We start from the raw sequence: 571 nt of genomic DNA, 5'->3' as shown, positions 1-571 counted from the left end.
ACGATCACTTACACCGCCACTCTGACCGGTGCTGACGGAAAACCCGTCACCGCGCAGAACGGTCCTGTGACCGTTACGTTGGACAGCGGCAAGACCATCACCATCGCTGCGGGCGCAAGCTCGGGTGCGCTCGATGTGCCTGTCGGCAACGACGTGTACCAAGGTCCAACGACTGTCACCGAATCGATCAAAGATGCATCCGGCGGTAATCTCGAAGCCATTGCTCCAAACACTGCTCCAGTTAGCACCATCGTCAGCGACGTCAACGACACCACCACGGTGACATTGACCGCCACACCGACCGTGAACGAAAACGGCACCATCACCTACACCGCCACCCTGACCGGCACCGACGGCAAACCCGTCACTGCGCAGAACGGTCCAGTGACTGTGACTTTGGAAAGCGGCAAGACCATCACCATCGCTGCCGGTGCAAGTTCGGGCGCGCTCGATGTGCCTGTCGGCAACGACGTGTACCAAGGCCCAACCACTGTGACCGAGTCGATTGCCTCGGCATCGGGCGGCAACCTCGAAGCCATCGCGCCGAACACCGCGCCTGTCAGCACCATCG

1 protein-coding gene is annotated in these 571 nt (G+C 60.9%); it reads left to right on the top strand.

The annotated features are described in order from the left end of the window. On the top strand, window positions 1–571 hold a 571-nt coding region (locus Q7C33_RS28925; RefSeq protein ID WP_407684598.1), incomplete at both ends, for an immunoglobulin-like domain-containing protein.

Source organism: Pseudomonas sp. BP11-1-1 (assembly GCF_052112105.1).
GTDB classification, from domain to species: domain Bacteria; phylum Pseudomonadota; class Gammaproteobacteria; order Pseudomonadales; family Pseudomonadaceae; genus Aquipseudomonas; species Aquipseudomonas alvandae.
Note: the sequence above shows the minus strand (reverse complement) of the source record. Positions and strands in the feature narration are given on the sequence as shown.